Origin of the sequence: Streptomyces sp. NRRL S-87, assembly GCF_000719335.1 — a bacterium.
In the GTDB taxonomy this organism is placed as follows: Bacteria; Actinomycetota; Actinomycetes; order Streptomycetales; family Streptomycetaceae; genus Streptomyces.
Window position 1 is genome coordinate 24711 of the sequence record NZ_JOGB01000043.1, and the last position, 18209, is coordinate 42919.

The window sequence follows — 18209 nt, forward strand, 5'->3', positions numbered from 1 at the left end:
CAAGGCAAACGGAGCCCTATCCTTGACCCGGCACGGACGCATTCACATCCCCACCCCGGGGCTCCAGGCCGGAAACGGCCGCCTTCCGGCCCCCGTAGCTCAGTGGATAGAGCAGGCGCCTTCTAAGCGCTTGGCCGCAGGTTCGAGTCCTGCCGGGGGCGCTTCGTTCGTCCGATTGTCAGCCCTCCCTCGCGGAGGGCTTTTTCGCAGGTCAGCGCACCTTAGCGCGTGTGCTGTAGCAGCCACGTAAGGGCTGATCGGCCGCCGGGCCGGGCGCGGGCGGTCCGCGCGCCCACACCGATCCGATCTCTGCGAATCCCCACGCGGTCCGGGGTCGATGGATTAGTCATGTCTCATGGCCCGGGCGCCCGACCGATACGACCCGGTGGATCAGGGAGGCAGCGATTGTCCGGTTCCAGCGGCACCGGCATCAGCCCGGGCGGCAGCGGCGGCCCTCCGACGCCGTCCGACACGGCGGACTCCGGCACGACGACCACCTCGCAGCCACCTGCACAACCGCCGCCGGCACCGGCACCCGTCTCACCCTGGACCGTGGTCGGACCCAAGCTCCAGCACTGGTTCTTCTTCGGCGTGCTGTTCGGCGTGCTGCCCATCGCGCTCTGCTTCGCGATGAACTCCCTGTCCCGCAACGGCATGACGTTGACGCAGCTCCTGGGTCGGGGAGAACTGCTGATCGTCACCACCAGCCTGGCTGCGGCAGCCGCAGGCCAGATCATCACCAGGAAGGGCTCACCCGCCGGGATCACCAACGTGCTCGGCTTCCTGGTCTGTCTCAACATCCTGCTCGCGGTGGCCACGGCCGGACTCTTCGCCTTCGTCTCCTATGCGTCCCAGACGCCGCAGAGCATCGACGCGACCTCGGTCGCCCAGTACTCGGTCGTACTCTTCGCGAGCAGCGTCGTGACGGCGGGGTCCAGCGCCCTGATCGTGGAATGGGAGCAGGCGCAGTGAGCAACGTCTTCGGGAGCATCAGCATCGCCGTCGCGATGACTTCGGCCCTGCCGGCCGTATGGCTGGCGATCCGCCAGTTCCTGCACACAGCAGCCCACGACGCACCGGCTGTCATCAAGATCGAGAAGAACGGCGTGGAGATCCGCATCACCGGCCCGAAGGACAGCGAGGACGTCCAACGGATCGTCGACCTGCTGATGGACACCCGCGCGCCGTCCTCGACGAGCGCTCCTCCTCCGCCGGCCTCCTGACCGCCGGACGGCCGCTGCGGGGTGCGGGGGGGCCGGCCGGCGTCCGGTTCGGGTTCGCGCCGCTGCTTCCGGTCGGGGTGACCCGTTCGGGTTGGCCCGGGTGCGGCGGCGGTCGGTCAGTGGTTGACGTCGATCACCAGGCGGTTCGGGGACGTGAGGGTGTAGACGCGGTAGCTGCTGTACGTGCCGAGGGCCAGGCCGAAGCCTTCGTAGCCCTCGTAACCGCCGGTCAGGGCGTAACCCTTCACGGACGGGAGGGTCAGGGTCTGGAGGGTCGGGCCGGTGAAGGAGGACTGGCCGGTCGTGGTGGTGTTCGTGACGCCGTGCGTGTCGATGCGCAGGAACGACGTGCCGCTGAGCGGGACCGGTCGGCTCTCGCCGCTGGCGCTGTCGTAGGTCAGCGAGGTGAGTCCGGCCGTGGCCTGCCAGGTGGGCAGGGTCGGGCCGCCGAGGTCGATCACGACGCGGTCGAAGTCCGGGTGCGCGCCGGTGCGGACGTCCAGGAAGCAGGCCGAGGCGCAGGTCGGGGTCACGGCGGCCACGGGCGAGGCCGAGGTGGCTCTGAGGGTGGCCGTCGTGGTCGTGGACGCAGTGGTCGTGGTCGCGGTGGCCGCCGAGACCGTCGGGGCGGTGGCGCCGAGGAGGGCGGCGGCGGACAGGAGCGCTCCGGCGGCGGCTGTTGCGGCGCGGGCGGGGATCTTCATGGGCATGGACTGGACCCTTCGTCGGGTGGGGTGCTGGGTGGGTGGGTGGGTGCGTGGGTGGGTGGGTGCGTGGGTGGCGCATGGGTGTGCGTGGGGGTGGGTCGGCGCCGGCACGCTGGAGAGGGGCCCGATCGCGCTCGTGGTACCGAGTGGCCACGGGTCGCGGGCGGTGCGTGGTGGCGTCGCGGTGCCTGTAACTCCGTACGGACCGGGCCGAATGTAGGGGGCAGGAGCGCCCGTCCCGGTGCCGAGCGCGTCCCGTACCCAGTCCGGCCCCGGTCCCGAGACGTCCCGCAGCCTCCCCGGCGTCGTCCCAGGGCTGTCCCCGAGGGCGTCTCGGGTCGGCCCGGGACACCTCCCCGCGCCGATGCCCGGCCGGGGAGGGCGACCTGACGGTGTCCCCGGCAGATGAGGAGCCGGCAGAGGCCGCGAGCGGGCTGGGCGGGCCAACGCCCCCGTGCTGCTGGCCACTTCCCTCGACGGGACACCGCTGGATGCGGCGGGCAGCCAGCTGGCTGGATCACCGCGGTCCGGCTGGAGGCCCGTACGCTCGTCGGGTGATCGACGAGTACGGACCGCGCATCGACGCGTACGAGCTGGGCGGGGACGCCGTCCCCGCAGTCCGGTGGCCCGCGGCCGCCGAGGTGGCGCTGTGGCGGCTGGACACCACCCGCACGCGGGTCGGCGGCCGGCCGGTGGGGGACGCGCTGCTCGACGCCGCGGAGCGGGACCGGGCCGCCCGCTTCGTCCGGCCGGCGGACCGGGAACGCTACCGGGCGGCGCACGTGGGGCTGCGGGTGCTGCTGGGCGCGTACCTGGGGCTGGCGCCGGAGGCCGTACCACTCGTACGGGAGGCGTGCCCGGTCTGCGGCGGCCCGCACGGGCGCCCGGCGATCGGCTCGGTCGTCGGGGGTGACGCGTCTGCCGGAGGCGGCGGGGTCGCCGGAGCCGGGTCGGCCGGCGACGTGGCCGGCGGGTCGGCCGGGGACGCGGGCCTGCACTTCTCCCTCTCGCACAGCGGGGACACCGCGCTGGTGGCCGTCGCCCGGGTGCCGGTCGGCGTGGACGTGGAGGAACTGCCCGACGCGGCAGTGCTGGCCGACCTGCTGCTGGCGCTGCACCCGCTGGAGGCGGCGGAGCTCGGCGCGCTGCCCGAGGCGGACCGGCCCGCGGCGGTGGCGCGGCTGTGGTGCCGCAAGGAGGCGTACCTGAAGGGCACCGGAACGGGCCTGTCGGAAGGACTCGCCGATCCGTACATCGGCACGGGGCCGGGCCCGGTCCGGCTCCCGGGCTGGACGGTCCGCACCACGACCGCCCCGCCCGGGTACGCCGCCGCGGTCGCACTGGCCGACCCCACCGGACCCTGACGGGCACACGGAGCAGGCCTGACCAGGGCCCTGTTCCGGGCCCCGTTCAGAAGCAGGTCACGCGCGCGGTCGCGGACTCCGGCAGGGAGCCCCGCGCCGGCCCTGCCCCCACCCCGCCGCGGCCGCCTCTGATCGGGTGGCGCGGGCCGGGCCGCGGCGGCGCCTCGGGCGCGGCCGGGCCCGGTTCGCCGAGCATTCAGCCCATGATCGGACACCGTCTCAGGGCCATCGCCCTGCTCGGCGCCGCCCTCCTGGGCGCCGCCGCGCTCCCCGCCACCGCACAGGCCCTGCCGCCCGCCGCACCCGAGGAGACCGGCAGCTGGATCGTCGTCCTCAAGGACGGCGCCACGCCGGCCGCCACCCGCTCGCTTGCCGCCGGCTCCGGCACCGAGGTCGCGCACGTCTACGAGAGCGCGGTCCGCGGCTTCGCCGCCCGGATGACCAGCGCGCGGGCCGCCGAACTGGCCGGCGACCCCGACGTGGCCTTCGTCGAGCCGGACCCGCAACTGCACGTCCTCGGCGCCCCCGCCGGCTCGGTGCGCGACACCGACCCCGTCCTCGACGCCCAGGCCGGCGCGACCTGGGGGCTGGACCGGGTCGACCAGCGCGACCTGCCCCTGGACGGCACGTACGGCTACGAGACCGGGGCCGCGAACGTGACGGCGTACGTCATCGACACCGGCATCGCCGCCGAGCACGAGGAGTTCGGCGGCCGCGCGCGCACCGGCTACGTGGCCTCCGACCGCCTCACCCCCGGGGACTGCAACGGCCACGGCACGCACGTCGCCGGCACCATCGGCGGGGCCACGTACGGCGTCGCCAAGGAGATCGAGCTGGTCGCCGTGCAGGTGGCCGACTGCCAGGGATCGGCCTCGGGTTCGGACGTGCTCGCCGGCATCGACTGGGTCAGCCGCAACGCCACCGCTCCCGCCGTGGTCAACATCAGCATGGGCGGCGGCCTGAGCCCGTCCCTGAACACCGCGGTGCGCAACTCGGTCGCCAAGGGCATCACGTACGCCGTCGCGGCCGGCAACGAGGGCACGAGCGCGTGCATGACCTCCCCCGCCTCGGCGCCGGAGGCGCTCACCGTCGGCGCGAGCGACCGGGACGACCGGGTGGCGGACTTCTCCAACTACGGCTCCTGTCTGGATCTGTACGCTCCGGGCGTGTCGATCACGTCCGCATGGCGGACCGGCGGCACCGCGACGGCCACCGGCACCTCGATGGCCACCCCGCACGTGACGGGCGCGGCAGCCCTGTACCTGGCCGGGCACCCGGCCGCCGCGCCGGCCGACGTGGCGGCGGCGCTGACCGGCCGCGCCACCCCGGACCGGCTCACCGACGTGTCCTCCACCTCGCCGAACCTGCTGCTGTACACGGGGCCCTGAGCCGGTCCGGCCGACGGCCCGTACGGGCGCCCGCGCCTCCCGTACGGGCCGCCGCCGCGCCGGAACCGCCACCGGAGCGCCACCGGACGGCCCCAGGGTCCTGCCTGACCCTGATGGGACATCAATTTCTGTGTGCTTCCGGCGAATCCGGGCCATTGACTTCTCATCACCGTGACGCGTCAATGTCGGCCACCGCACCGGCTCGGCCTCCTCCTCACAGCGGGTGGGTGGAGGGACTCGTCATGACGAAGGAGTCGCGACCGAAGTGAGTACGAGCTACCGACGAAGAATCCTTGCCGGGGCGGGTGCCCTGACCCTGGCTCTGGCGGGTGGCGTGGTGGGGCTGGCGGGTCCGGCCCAGGCGGCCACCAAGACGACCACGATCTTCATGAACTGCGACGCGCCCGCTCCGCAGGCCGACGGCTCCGGGAACCAGAACTTCACCGTCACCCTCCCGGACACCGCGAAGGCCGGGGACACCGTGCCGGTCACGATCGACCCCGGCCCCAGCCCGCTCCTGCCGGCGTTCAGCGTCACCACCGACAACACCACCAAGGTCCACCTGCTCGTCGGGACCAAGGCCGTCACGGTGACCAGCCCCGTCGAGACCGTCACCGTCGTCGCGGGCGTCCCCCTGGACGCGAAGCCCTTCACCGCCAACCTGACGATCCCGGACGGGACCGAGGGCACCACGCTCGACGTCAAGATCGACCAGGCGGTCACGGACGCCGTCCTGGGCGGCATGACGTACACCACCACCTGCACCCCGCAGCCGCGCCCGAGCGCGTCGGTGGGGTCCGTCGCGGTCGAGGCCCTCCCGAAGGACCCGGTCACGACCAAGCTGACGCCCAACAGCGGCGGCCCGGGGACGGCCGTCGTGGCCACCGGCGCCAACTTCCCCGCGGGCGCGGTGACCTGTGCCGCGTCGCTGTCGGGCACGGACACCGGTGACACCGGCTCCGGCACGGCGGACGCGAGCGGCGTCGCCACCTGCAACATCACCATCACGAAGAAGGCCGACTCGGTCCGCATCGGCACGGCCCCCGGGAAGGCGTTCAGCTACGTCGCACCGGTCGAGGGCGTCCCGCACCCGGTCGACATCGAGGTGCTGCCCGGCCCGCTGGCCCTCGGGCCCACGGCCGGACTGCCGGCGCTGGACTTCGGCTCGATCACCATCAACGGCAAGAAGCAGTCCGTGGTGGGCGCGTTCAACGCGGCGACCGTCCAGGACTTCCGCGGCGGCAGCCTCGGCTGGGACCTCACGGTCACCCGCACGCCCTTCCTGAACACGGCCACCGGCCACGCGTTGGCCACGGCCGGCCTCGGCATCCAGCCGGCCTGCACCGTGACCAACCCGGACAGCCCGAGCGCGTGCTCCGCGGGCGCGCCCGGCGCGATCACCGACGTGCCCCTGAAGGTGGCCTCCCAGGCGCCGGGCGGGGACGAGCTCACCGGTGGTGAGTTCGCCGTCGGCGGCGGCGCGATGATCCAGCTGCCCGCCTTCATGTTCGCGGACACCTACCAGTCGGTCGTGACCTTCTCGATCGCCTGATCCGTCCGGCCTCCCTCGGGGGTGGTGCGGGGCCCCGGCCCCGCACCACCCCCACGCCCGTCCGCACGGCGCGCCGTCCCGTTCTCGCCCCGCCCCGCCCCGCGCACCACCCGCGCACCGTCCCGCTCCTGCCGCGCCCCGCCCCGCGCACCACCCCGCCCCTGCCCCCCGCCCCCGCACCGCCACCGGAGAGCCCATGCGCCCGCACCGCCCGCTGGTCCACCTCCTCGGCGTCCTGCCGGCCGTCGCCGGAGCCCTGCTCGCCGTCCTGCTCGGCGCCCCCGCCGCGCAGGCCGCCGACAACGGCACCTGGGCCGTCTTCCCGACCCCCGCGCCGGGCCAGAAGACCACCAGCCGCGCGTACTTCTTCCACCAGGGCGCGGCCGGCACCACCCTCGCCGACAGCGTGACGATCACCAACGCCACCGACGCGCCGATCACCTTCCGGGTGTACGCCACCGACGCGATGAACACCCCCTCGGGCGGGGCCTTCGCGCTGCTGCCCGTGGAGACCCGGCCCACGGGGACCGGGACCTGGATACGGCTGCCGGAGCGGACCGCGGACCGTCCGGTCACCGTGCCCGCCAAGGGCCGCCTGGACATCCCGTTCACCGTCCGGATCCCCGAGGACGCGAACCCCGGGGACCACGTCGGCGGGATCGTGGCCCTCAACACCAAGGTCGAGGGCATCAAGAAGGACGGCAAGGTGCAGGTCGGGGTCCGCCGCTCGGTGGGGGCCCGGTTCTACCTGCGCGTGCCCGGTCCGCTGACTCCCGCGCTGAGCATCGAGCACCTGCGCGTCGACCGGCGCGCCCCGCTGCTGCCGTGGACGAAGGACGCGCGGGCGGTGGTCTCGTACTCCCTGGTCAACCGGGGCAACGTCGTCCTCGACCCGCGGATCGCGCTGCACGCCGAAGGGCTGTTCGGCCGCACGGTGCTCGACCGGCGCCCCAAGGACCTCGGCCTGGTCCTGCTGCCGGGCCAGCGGGTCGACCTGACCGAGACCTGGGCCGACGCCCCGCAGCTCGACCGGGTCACCCTCACCGCGAAGGCCACCGCCGCGGGGCGGCCCGACCTCGCCGAGAGCGCGGGGACCCAGTTCCTGGCGGTGCCGTGGCCGGCTGTGGGCGTGGTGCTGGTGCTGACCGGGGCGGGCCTCGCCGCCTGGGTCGTACGCCGCCGCCGGAACCGGGGCGACGAGCCGGCCGAGGAGGCCCCGGACCTGGAGCCGGTGGCCTGACGCACAGGGCGTACGGAGCGTACGGGGCGTACGACACAGCAGGAACCCCCGGCCGGTGAGGGTGGGCCGGGGGTTCTGCTGTGGGGGGGGCGGAGGGCGTGAGGGCGTCAGTGGTTGCGCGGGAAGCCCAGGTCGACGCCGGCGTGCGGCTCCGACGGGTCGGGCCAGCGAGTGGTGACGACCTTGCCTCGGGTGTAGAAGTGGATGCCGTCGTTGCCGTAGACGTGGTGGTCTCCGAAGAGCGAGTCCTTCCAGCCGCCGAAGGAGTGGTAGCCCACCGGCACCGGGATCGGCACGTTCACGCCGACCATGCCCGCCTCGACCTCCATCTGGAAGCGGCGGGCCGCGCCGCCGTCCCGCGTGAAGATCGCGGTGCCGTTGCCGAACGGCGAGGCGTTGATGAGCGCCACGCCCTCCTCGTAGGTGTCGGCGCGCAGCACGCACAGCACCGGGCCGAAGATCTCGTCGCGGTAGGCGTCGGAGTCGGTCTTGACGTTGTCGAGGAGGGACAGGCCGATCCAGTGGCCGTTCTCGAAGCCCTCGACCGTGTAGCCGGTGCCGTCGAGGACGACGTCCGCGCCCTGGTCGGCGGCACCGTGGACGTACGAGGCGACCTTGTCGCGGTGCGCCTTGGTGATCAGCGGGCCCATCTCGGAGTCCGGGTCGTTGCCCGGACCGATCTTGATCTTCTCGGCACGCTCGCGGATCTTCTCGACCAGCGCGTCGCCGACGGCGCCGACGGCGACGACGGCGGAGATGGCCATGCAGCGCTCGCCGGCGGAGCCGTAGGCGGCGGAGACGGCCGCGTCGGCGGCGGCGTCGAGGTCGGCGTCCGGCAGCACCAGCATGTGGTTCTTCGCGCCGCCCAGGGCCTGCACGCGCTTGCCGTTGGCGGCGGCGGTGGTGTGGATGTAGCGGGCGATCGGGGTGGAGCCGACGAAGGAGACGGCGGCCACGTCCGGGTGGTGCAGCAGCGCGTCGACGGCGACCTTGTCGCCGTGCACGACGTTCAGCACGCCGTCGGGCAGGCCGGCCTCCTTGGCCAGCTCGGCCAGCTTGTTGGCGGCCGACGGGTCCTTCTCGGACGGCTTGAGGATGAAGGTGTTGCCGCAGGCGACGGCCAACGGGAACATCCACATCGGCACCATGGCCGGGAAGTTGAAGGGCGTGATGCCCGCGACGACGCCCAGCGGCTGGCGGATGGCGGCCACGTCCACGCGGGTCGACACGGACGTGGACAGCTCGCCCTTGAGCTGGGTGGTGATGCCGCAGGCCAGCTCGACGATCTCCAGACCGCGGGCGACCTCGCCCAGCGCGTCCGAGTGGACCTTGCCGTGCTCGGCGGTGATCAGCTCCGCGATCGCGTCGCGGTTGGCGTCCAGCAGCGCGCGGTAGGCGAAGAGGACCTTGGTGCGGGCGGCGAGGGAGGCCTGGCCCCAGGTCTCGAACGCGGTCTTGGCGGTCTGCACCGCCGCGTCGACCTCGGCGACGGAGGCGAGCGCGACCTGGGTGGTGACCTCGCCGGTGGCGGGGTCGGTGACCGGGCCGAAGTTGCCCGACGCGCCCTCGACGGTCCTGCCACCGATCCAGTGGTGCACGGTCTTCATTGCTGACAACTCCTTCACAGATGGCATCACAGATGGCGACGTCGCGCTGCGGCCTGCCGGTCGTACTCTTCGCGTGCTCTGACGGCCGACGTGCGGGTCGCGGTCTCGGCCACGGGAACATCCCACCACGCCTGTGCGGGGGGCGGGCCCGACACAGTGTCGGGCGTTTCGGTCTCCGCGTAGACACATGTGGGACGGTCCGCGCGGCGCGCCTCGGCAAGGGCTTCCCGCAGGTCACGGACGGTGCGGGCGCGGATGACGGCCATCCCGAGGGAGGCTGCGTTGGCCGCCAGGTCCACGGGGAGCACCGCGCCGGTGTACGAAGTGTCCAGTGCCCGCCGGCGGTAGTCGGTGCCGTACCGCTCGCCGCCCACGGCCTCGGAGAGGCCCCCGATGGAGGCGTACCCGTGGTTGTCCAGTATGACCACTTTGACCGGGAGCCCCTCCTGGACGGCGGTGACCAGCTCCGTCGGGTTCATCAGGTACGAGCCGTCGCCGACCAGCGCCCACACCGGCCGCCCCGGCTCGGCCAGGGCGACGCCGATGGCGGCCGGGATCTCGTAGCCCATGCAGGAGTAGCCGTACTCGACGTGGTACTGGCCCGGCGACCGGGTGCGCCACAGCTTGTGCAGGTCGCCGGGGAGCGAACCGGCCGCGTTGACGATCACGTCGGTGTCGTCGACGAGGGCGTCGAGGAGGCCGAGGACCTGCGCCTGGGTGGGGCGGGCGGACTCGTCGGGGGTGTGGAAGGCCCGGTCGACGAGCCCCTCCCAGTACGCCTTTGCCTTGCGGTACGTCTGCTCGTACACGGCGTCGACCCGGTGGCCGGCCAGCTCCGCGCGCAGCGCGTCGAGGGTCTCGCGGGCGTCGCCGACGAGCGGGAGGGCGGCCTGCTTGTGGGCGTCGTACGGGTCCGGGTTGAGGCCGAGGAAGCGGACCCCGGGGTCCTGGAAGAGGGTGGCGGACGCGGTGGTGAAGTCGGTCAGCCGGGTGCCGGCGGCGATGACGAGGTCGGCGGACCGGGCCAGGTCGTCGGCGGTGGCGGTGCCGGTGTGGCCGACGGCCCCCACGTCGGCGGGGTGGTCGTGGCGCAGGGAGCCCTTGCCGGCCTGGGTGCTCGCGACGGGGATGCCGGTGGCCTCGGCGAAGGCCGCCAGCGCGGCCTCGGCGCCGCTGTGGTGGACGCCGCCGCCGGCGATGAGCAGGGGGCGCTGGGCGGCCCGGATCGCCGCGGCGGCCGCGGTGATCCCGTCCCGGTCGGCCCGTGGCCGGCGTACCGTCCACACCCGCTCGGCGAAGAAGTCCTCGGGCCAGTCGTAGGCCTCGGCCTGCACGTCCTGCGGCAGGGCGAGGGTGACGGCGCCGGTGGCCACCGGGTCGGTGAGCACCCGCATCGCCTGGAGGGCGGCCGGGACCAGGGCTTCGGGACGGGTGATCCGGTCGAAGTAGCGGGAGACGGGGCGCAGGGTGTCGTTCACGGACACGTCCCCCGCGTACGGGACCTCCAGCTGCTGGAGCACCGGGTCGGCGGGCCGGGTGGCGAAGACGTCGCCGGGGAGCAGCAGGACCGGGATCCGGTTGATCGTGGCGAGCGCGGCGCCGGTGACGAGGTTGGTGGCGCCGGGCCCGATCGAGGTGGTCACGGCGTGGGTGGAGAGCCGGCCGCGGGCGCGCGCGTACCCGACGGCGGCGTGCACCATGGCCTGCTCGTTGCGGCCCTGGAGGAACGGCATGGCCGCGGGGCCGGTCTCCAGGAGGGCCTGCCCGATCCCGGCGACGTTGCCGTGCCCGAAGATCCCCCAGGTGGCGGCGACCAGCCGCTGCCGGTGGCCGTCGCGCTCGGTGTACTGGTGCGCGAGGAAGCGGACGAGGGCCTGCGCGGTGGTGAGCCGGACGGTGCGCGGCGTGCTCAACGGTCCTCCTCGGGAGCGGGGGCGGGAGCGGGGGCGGGGGCGGGGGCGGGTGCCGGGCGCCGGGGCTGCGGCCCGGGCCGGCCCCGGTGCCGGAACGGCAGCCTGGGATCGACTTCCTGCCCCGCCCACGCCTCCCGAACCCACGCGTGCTCGGGATGATCCCGAATGAGCCACTCCCGCTCGGGGTCCGGTCCGGCCATGACGTTGAGGTAGTACATGTCGTGCCCGGGCGCGGCGATGGAGGGCCCGTGCCAGCCGTCCGGGATGAGCACCGCGTCGCCGGTGCGCACCTCCGCGAGCACGTCGGTCCTCCCGGCCGGGGAGGGGCTGACGCGCTGGTAGCCGAGGCCGGGGCTGCCGTCGTGCGGGGCGATCTCGTAGTAGTAGATCTCCTCCAGCCGGGACTCGTGGCCGGGGTGGCGCTCGTCGTGCTTGTGGGGCGGGTACGAGGACCAGTTCCCGCCGGGGGTGAGGACCTCGACGGCGATGAGCCGGTCGCAGTCGAACACCCCGGCGGCGGCGAAGTTGTTGACCTGCCGCGAGCACACCCCGGCCCCCCGCAGCTCGACCGGCACCCCGCCGACCGGCCCGTACCGGGCGGGCAGCACCCGCTCGCACACGGCCCCGGCCAACGCGAACCGCCCCCCGCGCGCGCTCACGATCTCCGCCCGACCGCCCCGCGGCAGGTAGGCGAAGTCACTGGGCCCGTCGAACACGGAGTCCCGCCCACGCAACGCGAACACGACCTCGCCACCACGGGCCTGGCCGCCCCGGGCCCGGCCACCCCGGGCCCCGCCACCCCCGGCCCCGCCGGCGTTCGAGGCGCGGGGGTCCGGGCGCGGAGCCCCCGAGGAGGGCGGCGGGGGGGCCGCCCCGGTTTCGGGAAGGGGCGGGGAGGGGACCGGTTCCGCGCAGCGGACCTCGCAGCCCCCGGCCAGTGGCACCACCACCCACTCGCACTCCCCGGCCTCGTGCACGTACACCTCGCCGGCCCCCAGCGTCAGCACCCGCAACCGCGCATGCGGCAGCGCATGGTCGACCACGCTCACCCCAGCACCTCCTCGATCTCGGAGAGCACCGGCATCGCCGACGAACACGCCAGCCGGCCCGCCACGATCGCCCCCGCCGCGTTCCCGTACCGCAGCACCCGCTCCACCGGCCACCCGGCCAGCAACCCGTGGCACAGCGCGCCCCCGAAGGCGTCCCCGGCCCCGAGCCCGTTCACCACGTCGACCGCGACCGGCGGCACCTCCGTGACCGTGCCGTCGCGGTGGAGCGCGAGGACGCCCTCGGGCCCCCGCTTGACCACTGCCAGCTCGACGCCCGCCGCCAGCAGGGCGCGGCCCGCGGCCCACGGATCACGTTCGCCCGTGGCCACCGCGCACTCCTCCACGTTGCCGACGGCCACCGTCGCCAGTCCGAGCGCCCGGGCGTAGAGCTCCGGTACCCGGCTCCGCTCGCCGTCGGCCCAGAGCATCGGCCGCCAGTCCAGGTCGAACACCGTGACCCCGCCCCGGTCACGGGCCTCCAGCGCCGTGAACGTCGCCCCTCGGCTCGGCTCGGCGCTCAGCCCCGTCCCCGTCATCCAGAACACCCGCGCCGCCCCGATCGCCTCGAGGTCCAGCTCCTCGGCGCGGATCTCCAGGTCGGGCGCCTTCGGCTCGCGGTAGAAGTAGAGCGGGAACCGGTCCGGCGGGAAGATCTCGCAGAAGGTGACCGGCGTCGGGTACGCCGCGACCTCCGCCGCCCACCGGTCGTCCACCCCGAACCCCCGCAGCTCGGACCGCAGGTACGCCCCGAAGGGGTCCGCCCCGGTCCGGGTGACGACCGCGGTCCGGCGGCCCAGTCGGGCGGCGGCCACGGCCACGTTCGCGGGCGAGCCGCCCAGGAACTTCCCGAACGTCTCCGCCTCGGCGAGCGGCACCCCCGTCACCAGCGGGTACAGGTCGACCCCGATCCGCCCCATGGTGATGACGTCGTACGGCTCGTCGCTCAAGCCCGTCACCGCCGTTCCTCCGTCGTCCCTCATGCAATCCCCCTAAGCTGGCCGCATGACCTCCTCCCCGCCCGCGCCCGCCCGCATTCGGATCGGTTCGGCCCCGGACTCGTGGGGGGTGTGGTTTCCCGACGACCCCCGGCAGACCGGCTGGGAGCGGTTCCTGGACGAGGTCGCCGAGGCGGGCTACGAGTGGATCGAACTCGGCCCGTACGGCTACCTGCCGACCGATCCCGAACGGCTGGCGGACGAGACGGGCAAGCGAGGCCTGCGGGTCTCGGCCGGCACCGTCTTCACCGGACTCCATCACGGACCCGCCGTATGGGACGGCACCTGGGAGCACGTGTCGCGGATCGCGGCCCTCACCCGGGCCACGGGTGCCCGGCACCTCGTGGTCATCCCGTCGTTCTGGCGGGACGACAAGAGCGGCGCGGTCCTGGAGGACTCCGTCCTGACCGCGGACCAGTGGCGCGAACTGGCCCGGCAGACCGAGCGGTTGGGGCGCGAGGTGGGTGACCGGTACGGGCTGCGCATCGTGGTCCACCCGCATGCCGACACGCACATCGACACGCCCGAGAACGTGGCCCGTTTCCTCGACGCCACCGACCCGGACCTGGTGTCGCTGTGCCTGGACACCGGGCACTACGCGTACTGCGGCGGGGACAGCGTCGAGCTGATCGAGACGTACGGGGAACGGATCGGCTACCTGCACCTCAAGCAGGTCGACCCGGCCGTACTGGCCGAAGTGCGCGAGCAGCGGGTGCCGTTCGGGCCGGCCGTGGCGCGCGGGGTGATGTGCGAGCCGCCGCGCGGGGTGCCGGCGCTGGAGCCCGTCCTGGAGGCGGCGGGGCGGCTCGGCACGGAGCTGTTCGCGATCGTCGAGCAGGACATGTACCCGTGCCCGCCCGAGCAGCCGCTGCCGATCGCCCGCCGCACCCGCGCCTACCTGCGCTCGTGCGGACTGCGCTGACCGCAGCGCGGCGGCCCGCCGGGACGGGACGACCGCACGCCGCCGGGGCGGTCCCCGGCACCACGACCGCGCGTCACGAGGAGGGGGACCGATGACCCGACCGCTCGGCATCGCCGTGCTCGGCACCGGCCGGATGGGCGCCGACCACGTACGCCGCATCGACCGGGTGGTCAGCGGCGCCCGCGTGGCGGCCGTGGCCGACCCGGACGGCGAACGGGTCAAGGAGGTCGCCGCCGGTATCGACGGCTGCGCCGCCTTCACCGACCCCGGGGCCGCCCTCGCGGCGCCGGGGGTCGAGGCCGTGCTGATCGCCTCGCCCGGACCGGCGCACGAGGAGGCGCTGCTGGCGGCCTTCGCGCGGGGATTGCCGGTGCTGTGCGAGAAGCCCCTCACCCCGGACGCGGCGGGCGCCCTGCGGGTCATGGAGGCGGAGCAGCGGGTGGGCCGGCGGCTGGCCCAGGTGGGCTTCATGCGCCGTTACGACGCCGAGTACGAGCAGCTCAAGGCGCTGCTCGACGCCGGTGGGCTGGGACGGCCGCTGTTCCTGCACTGCCGGCACCGCAACGCCGCGTCACCGTCGTTCTTCACCACCGAGATGCTGATCAACGACTCGGTGGTGCACGAGGTCGACGCGGCCCGCTGGCTGCTGGGACAGGAGGTCACCGCCGTCACGGTGCTCTCGCCCGCCTCGTCCTCGCGGGCGCCCGCGGGGTTGCGCGATCCGCAGCTGGTGCTGCTGGAGACCGCCGGCGGGGTGGTCGTCGACGTGGAGATCTTCGTCAACTGCGGCTTCGGCTACCAGGTGGTGTGCGAGGCCGTGGGCGAGTCGGGCAGCGCCCGGATCGGGGACGGGCAGTCGATGCTGGTCCAGTCGGGCGGCCGGTGGGGCGGGGAGATCGTGCAGGACTACACGGTCCGGTTCGCCGATGCGTACGACCGCCAGGTCCGGCGCTGGGTCGAGGCGACCCGCCGGGGCGAGGTGACCGGCCCCAGCGCCTGGGACGGGTACGCGGCGGCCGCGGTGAGCGAGGCCGGGGTCAGCGCCCAGCGCACCGGCTCCCGTACGCCCGTCGAGCTGGCGCCCCGCCCGGCCTTCTACGCCTGACGCCCCGCCCCCGCGTCCCCGCCGGCCGCCCGGCCGGGCGGGGGACGGCCACCTCCCCGCCGGTCGGGGCACCCCTCGCGCCGCCCTGCGTGCCGCTTGCGTCACGGCCGTCCCCCGCCCGTGACGGATGTCCGCATTACGCGGCTCTTCCGTCACAGGGGGCCCACAACGCCTCCCCCGCTTCGATCGGGCTCGTTTCTCCGGGCACAGGCTGAGTGATCGTCAGCGCCCACGCCCGGCTTCCCCGACGGCCTCCCGGCCGACCCGCGGCGTGGCCAAGGAGGTGCCCTGCATGACCGACCGGAAGCTGTGGTCGTACAAGGAGATCGCCGCGCACATCCGGGTCCAGCCCGACACCGTGCGCTCGTACCGCAAGCACGGGCTCCTCCCCGCCCCCGACCACGTCGAGTCGGGCAAGCCGTACTGGTACGCGGACACGATCCGTGCCTGGGTCGCCCGCCGGCCCGGGAACCGGGGGCGGCGCGAGGAGTGACCTCCTCGGCCGCCGACCCCGGCCGCCGGACCCGGGCACCCCGGGCACGGGCCCCCGGACCGGGGCACCCCGGCCACGGGCCGGGTCCTAGCCCACCCGCTCCGGCACCGGGTCGGGTTCGCCCGCGGAGGCACCGGGGCCCCCGCCCCCTCGGGCTTCCGCCGAGGCTCCGCCACCGGCCGCACCGGCGGCCACGTCCCCGTCGCCGCCGTCACCGCCGTCAGCCCTGTCGGCCCCGTCGGCCCCCTCGGCCCCACCGGCGTCCGCCGGGGCGGCGGCGGGGGCGGCGGATCCGCCCTCGCTGAGGCCGAACCGGTCGTGCAGGGCGCGCAGCGGGCGGGGGGCCCACCAGGTGGCCCGGCCGGTCAGCTTCATCACGGCCGGGACCAGCAGGCTCCGCACCACCATGGCGTCCATGAGCACCGCCAGCGCGATCCCCAGGCCCAGCATCTTGGTGTTGGTCACGCGCGAGGTGCCGATGGCCACCATCACCACGGCCAGGATCACGGCTGCGGCGGTGATGAGGCCGCCCGTCTTGGCCAGCCCCGTGCGGACGGCCCGCTCGTGGTCGCCGGTGTGCTCGTACTCCTCCTTGATGCGGGATATGAGGAACACCCCGTAGTCCATCGAGAGTCCGAAGGCGATGCAGAACATCAGCACCGGCAGGGTGGTCTCGATGTCACCGGTGGAGGTGAACCCGAGCGCCCCGGACAGGTGGCCCTCCTGGAAGACCCAGACCAGCGCCCCGAACATCGCCGTCAGGCTGAGGGCGTTGAGGAGCACCGCCTGGAGCGGGATGAGCACGCTGCCGGTGAGCAGGAACACCAGCAGCAGGGTGGCCACCACGATGAGGGCCGCCGCCTTCGGCAGCTCCCGGGCTATCGCGTGCTTGCCGTCCTCCAGCCGGGCCGCCTGGCCGGCGACGGAGGTCTTGAAGGGCGCGTCGACCTTGCGGACCTCGCCGACCAGGTGCTGCGCCTCGGGGCCGACGCCCTCGCCCTCGGGCAGCACGCTGAAGTAGGCGTACTGGCCGGCCCGCACCGGTCCGTCGGTGCGCACCACGCCCGGCAGGCCGGCGAGGCGGCCGCGGTAGGCCTCGTACTGGGCGGGGGTCGCGGGTCCCTCGGCGAGGACCACGAGTCCGCCGCCTGGGCTGCCGGGGAAGTCCTCGCGGATGTGCTGCTGCACCACGTGCGACTCGGCGGTGGCGGGGAGCTGCCGGTCGTCGACCGTGCCGAACTTGACGCCGAGGAACGGCGCTCCGAGGAGCAGCAGGCCGGCGGTGGTGAGCACTGCGAACACGGGTGCCCGGCGCATCACCAGGGCGGCGGCCCGCAGCCAGCCCCGGCTGCCGTCCCGGGTGTCGGCCGCGGTGTCGGCCGTCCGGCCACGGCGCCACAGCCGGCGCAGGTCCCAGGAGTTGACCCGGTGGCCCAGCAGGACCAGCGCCGCCGGGAGCAGGGTGAGCGCGGCGGCCGCGGCGAGCAGGACCACCGCGACACCCGCGTAGGCGAAGGAGCGCAGGAAGTACATGGGGAAGAACGCCATGGCCGACAGGGAGACCGCGACGGTCAGCGCCGAGAAGAGCACCGTGCGCCCGGCGGTGCGCAGGGTGGTGCCGACGGCCGCGAGCGGCTCGTGTCCGGCGGCCAGCTCCTCGCGGAAGCGGCGCACGATGAACAGGGCGTAGTCGATGGCGAGTCCGAGGCCGAGCGCGGTGGTCAGGTTCTGGGCGAAGACCGACACGTCGGTGATCTCGGTGAGTCCGCGGAGCACCGCGTTGGTGCCGAGGATGGCGACCAGGCCGATGCCGAGCGGCAGGACGGCGGCGACGGCGCTGCCGAAGACCAGGACGAGCAGCACGAGGGTGATCGGGAGGGCGATCAGCTCGGCGGTGAACAGGTCTTCCTGGATGGTGGTGGTCACCTCGCGCTGGACCGCCACGGGTCCGCCGAGCGAGACCGTGACCGGCCCGTGCGCCCCCCGGTAGTGGGGGGCTATCCGGTCGAGGGTCTTGATGTGCTCCTTCTCCTCGCCCTGGACGCGGGCGGCGATGAGCGCCTGGTGCCCGTCCGTCGCGCGCAGCGCGGGCGACTTGGTGCGCCAGTACGAGCCGACGCCGGTGATCCCTGGTTCGGCGGCCAGGCGCGCGGTCAGCCGCTCGGCCTCGGCCGCCACGGCCGGGTCGTCCACCCCGGCCGCGCCCGCGTCGACGAGCAGGAGGAGGTTGGGCTGGCTGGCCGGGAACTCCCGCTCCAGGGCCTTGGTGGCGTACGTGGAGCTCGCGTCGGGGTCCTCCCAGCCGCCGCTGCCCATGCGCTCGGCGACCCCGCCCCCCGCGAAGACGGCGAGGACGGTGACCACGAGCGCGGCCAGCAGCGTGAACCGCGGCCGGGCGGTGACGAACCGCGTCCAGCGGCCCGGACCGGTCCCCCCGGCACCGGTGCCGCCGTGCCGACCGGCCGTACCGCCCGGCCGCGCGGCCTTGCCCCCGGGTACCCCGGGGCCGCCGGGCCCGCGGGCTCCGTCCACCCCCGACAGCGGATTCTTGACTTCGGACATGCCTCGGTGTCCCCTTCACCTGACCCGCTGCCACGGGTCGACCGTTGCCGTCGTCCACCACCGTCGAGAACCACGAGAGCCGTAGACTG

General features: G+C 74.4%; 15 protein-coding genes and 1 tRNA gene. 10 read left to right on the forward strand and 6 right to left on the reverse strand.

What is annotated here, in order from left to right; all coding sequences use genetic code 11:
* The first annotated feature begins 88 nt into the window (after positions 1-88).
* The 3 genes from IF43_RS0125075 to IF43_RS0125085 all read left to right on the forward strand — a co-directional run bounded on the left by IF43_RS0125075 (position 89) and on the right by IF43_RS0125085 (position 1223).
* Positions 89-161 (forward strand) — tRNA-Arg (locus tag IF43_RS0125075).
* A gap of 244 nt (positions 162-405) precedes the next feature.
* Entirely contained in the window at positions 406-972 is a 567-nt protein-coding gene (locus tag IF43_RS0125080) for a hypothetical protein (protein ID WP_030204722.1), read from the forward strand.
* On the forward strand, positions 969-1223 hold the full coding sequence (locus IF43_RS0125085) for a hypothetical protein (RefSeq protein WP_030204724.1): 255 nt from the start codon (positions 969-971) through the stop codon (positions 1221-1223). Before IF43_RS0125080 ends, IF43_RS0125085 begins: the two co-directional genes overlap by 4 nt.
* A gap of 116 nt (positions 1224-1339) precedes the next feature.
* On the opposite strand, the gene IF43_RS38295 is transcribed toward IF43_RS0125085, so the two are convergent.
* A complete protein-coding gene (locus tag IF43_RS38295; protein ID WP_051796071.1) occupies positions 1340-1933 on the reverse strand; it encodes a hypothetical protein in 594 nt (197 codons plus the stop codon).
* 551 nt (positions 1934-2484) lie between these two features.
* Here IF43_RS38295 and IF43_RS0125095 point away from each other — a divergent pair.
* From IF43_RS0125095 to IF43_RS0125115, 4 genes are all read left to right on the forward strand, one after another.
* Entirely contained in the window at positions 2485-3294 is an 810-nt protein-coding gene (locus IF43_RS0125095; protein ID WP_234332527.1) for a 4'-phosphopantetheinyl transferase superfamily protein, read from the forward strand.
* A 203-nt stretch (positions 3295-3497) separates the two neighbouring features.
* Entirely contained in the window at positions 3498-4682 is a 1185-nt protein-coding gene (locus IF43_RS0125100; protein ID WP_030204732.1) for a S8 family peptidase, read from the forward strand.
* Positions 4683-4947: 265 nt separating this feature from the next.
* Entirely contained in the window at positions 4948-6234 is a 1287-nt protein-coding gene (locus IF43_RS0125105) for a hypothetical protein (protein WP_030204735.1), read from the forward strand.
* Positions 6235-6430: 196 nt separating this feature from the next.
* Positions 6431-7474: a DUF916 domain-containing protein gene (locus IF43_RS0125115; protein WP_051796075.1), complete on the forward strand. Its 1044-nt coding sequence runs from the start codon at positions 6431-6433 to the stop codon at positions 7472-7474.
* 107 nt (positions 7475-7581) lie between these two features.
* Here the strand turns inward: IF43_RS0125115 and IF43_RS0125120 are convergent, their stop codons facing one another.
* From IF43_RS0125120 to iolC, 4 genes are read right to left on the reverse strand one after another with little or no spacing between them, the layout of a single operon-like run.
* Positions 7582-9081, reverse strand: a complete 1500-nt coding sequence (locus tag IF43_RS0125120; RefSeq protein ID WP_030204736.1) for a CoA-acylating methylmalonate-semialdehyde dehydrogenase — start codon at positions 9079-9081, stop codon at positions 7582-7584.
* A gap of 26 nt (positions 9082-9107) precedes the next feature.
* Positions 9108-10994 carry a 3D-(3,5/4)-trihydroxycyclohexane-1,2-dione acylhydrolase (decyclizing) gene (gene iolD, locus IF43_RS0125125; RefSeq protein WP_030204738.1) on the reverse strand — a complete coding sequence of 629 codons (1887 nt, stop codon included), beginning with the start codon at positions 10992-10994 and terminating at the stop codon, positions 9108-9110.
* Complete coding sequence (iolB, locus tag IF43_RS0125130) at positions 10991-12043, reverse strand: 5-deoxy-glucuronate isomerase (protein ID WP_234332528.1); 1053 nt, start codon at positions 12041-12043, stop codon at positions 10991-10993. The genes iolD and iolB overlap by 4 nt, the downstream gene beginning before the upstream one ends.
* Complete coding sequence (gene iolC / locus IF43_RS0125135; RefSeq protein ID WP_030204740.1) at positions 12040-12990, reverse strand: 5-dehydro-2-deoxygluconokinase; 951 nt, start codon at positions 12988-12990, stop codon at positions 12040-12042. Before iolC ends, iolB begins: the two co-directional genes overlap by 4 nt.
* Positions 12991-13045: 55 nt before the next feature.
* Between iolC and IF43_RS0125140 the strand changes: the two genes are divergently transcribed.
* From IF43_RS0125140 to IF43_RS0125150, 3 genes are all read left to right on the forward strand, one after another.
* Positions 13046-13960 (forward strand): sugar phosphate isomerase/epimerase, encoded by a 915-nt coding sequence (locus IF43_RS0125140; protein ID WP_030204743.1) that lies wholly within the window; start codon positions 13046-13048, stop codon positions 13958-13960.
* Between the two features lie 91 nt (positions 13961-14051).
* The gene (locus IF43_RS0125145) at positions 14052-15065 is read left to right on the forward strand and encodes a Gfo/Idh/MocA family protein (protein ID WP_030204744.1); all 1014 of its coding nucleotides are present in this window, start codon (positions 14052-14054) and stop codon (positions 15063-15065) included.
* A 292-nt stretch (positions 15066-15357) separates the two neighbouring features.
* Positions 15358-15558 (forward strand): AlpA family transcriptional regulator, encoded by a 201-nt coding sequence (locus IF43_RS0125150; RefSeq protein ID WP_030204746.1) that lies wholly within the window; start codon positions 15358-15360, stop codon positions 15556-15558.
* 87 nt (positions 15559-15645) lie between these two features.
* Here IF43_RS0125150 and IF43_RS0125155 read toward each other — a convergent pair whose 3' ends face one another.
* Positions 15646-18120: an MMPL family transporter gene (locus IF43_RS0125155; RefSeq protein ID WP_078910431.1), complete on the reverse strand. Its 2475-nt coding sequence runs from the start codon at positions 18118-18120 to the stop codon at positions 15646-15648.
* Positions 18121-18209: the final 89 nt, after the last annotated feature.